Raw genomic sequence first — 1,379 nt, 5'->3', positions numbered from 1 at the left:
GGTGTGCCATCGACGGCGGCCCGACCAGCATTGATCGCCTCGTCTAGATCGGCGAACGACCCGACCCGCTCGAAGCGGGTCGCTAGCGCGGCACCGAGGTTGGACAGGTAACCGGCGCGGTCGGGGTGATGGGGTGGTGTGCCATCGACGGCGGCCCGACCAGCATTGATCGCCTCGTCTAGATCGGCGAACGACCCGACCCGCTCGAAGCGAGCCTGCAGCACGGCGCTGAGGTTGCCCACGATCGCGGCGCGATCGGGGTGATGAGGCGGCGTGACATCGACGGCAGCCCGACCAGCACTGATCGCCTCATCCAGGTCCGCGAGCTGGCCCCCCCACGCAAACCGGGTCGCTAGCGCGGCACCGAGGTTGGACAGGTAACCGGTGCGGTCGGGGTGGTCGGGTGGTACGACATTGACGGCAGCCCGACCAGCAGCGATCGCCGCATCCAGATCGGCGATCTGTCCCGCCCGCGCGAAGCGGGTCCGCAGTGCGGCACCGAGGTTGGACAGCGGTCCAGCGCGGTCGAGGTCATCGGCCGGGGAAGCACCCACTGCCTGTCGAAGTAGGTCGATGGCGTCGTTCAGTGCGGGCCGATCACCGGTCCGCATCGTCTCGTGCAGAAGTGCGACAGCGCGACCAGCCAACGCATCGGGCGTATCGGCGGCCGCGCTGTGCCACTGGTCATCGAAATAGACACGCACCCGGTCGGGGACCATGTCCGCGTGGGCCAGGTATACCGGCGCGAACAAGGCCACGGCGGCGGCAAGGTCCTCCTGGTCCTCTCCGACGGGCAGGACTAGGTAGCGCGCCCAGTGCAGCCATCCAGCCACCCGGGCAATCTCCAGGTTCCCGGCCGGTTCGACAACCGTGCTCAGAAGGGCCGCCACCTCGGCGACGGCTTCCGGGTCCAGGACGGTCGCCGGACTCCGGTCGATGGCGAACCGATCCAGCCGTGCTTGCACCTGTTCGAGCAGGCGTTCCCGTATCCCCAGGTCCGTGTGAGCACCTCCTTGCCACACTGCATTGAAGGCTTGACGGTCGGCCTGACCGAACGTCCGCAGTGTGGACAGGGAGAGTTCAATCAAGCTATCCGAGGCGTGGGTCTCTGACTGGAAAGATCGAGCCCCACTTTGGATAATCCTGGCAAACGCGAGGGATTGCCCAAGGGTGTCTGCGTATGCACCCGGAAACGCGCGGGAGAGCTCCCGCATTATCGAGATGGCGTCCTCGCCTGCGGCCAACGCTTCCTCACGCCGACCCAGATTAGACAGTTGGGTGGACAGGTTATTCAGAGACCTAGCGAGGTCTGGACGGAACGCCTCGGGATGGACGTCCGCCAAGTCACGGTAGAGGGCGACGGCCTGCTCGCCTGCGGC

1 protein-coding gene is annotated in these 1,379 nt (G+C 66.6%); it reads right to left on the bottom strand.

What is annotated here, in order from left to right:
* Positions 1-1,379, bottom strand: a 1,379-nt coding sequence (locus MXD59_RS23295; RefSeq protein WP_248826738.1) for a tetratricopeptide repeat protein, incomplete at both ends; no start/stop codon positions are given.

Origin of the sequence: Frankia umida (assembly GCF_023242945.1) — a bacterium.
Classification (GTDB): domain Bacteria; phylum Actinomycetota; class Actinomycetes; order Frankiales; family Frankiaceae; genus Frankia; species Frankia umida.
The sequence above is the reverse complement of the archived record's forward strand: the minus strand, read 5'-3'. Positions and strand labels throughout refer to the sequence as shown.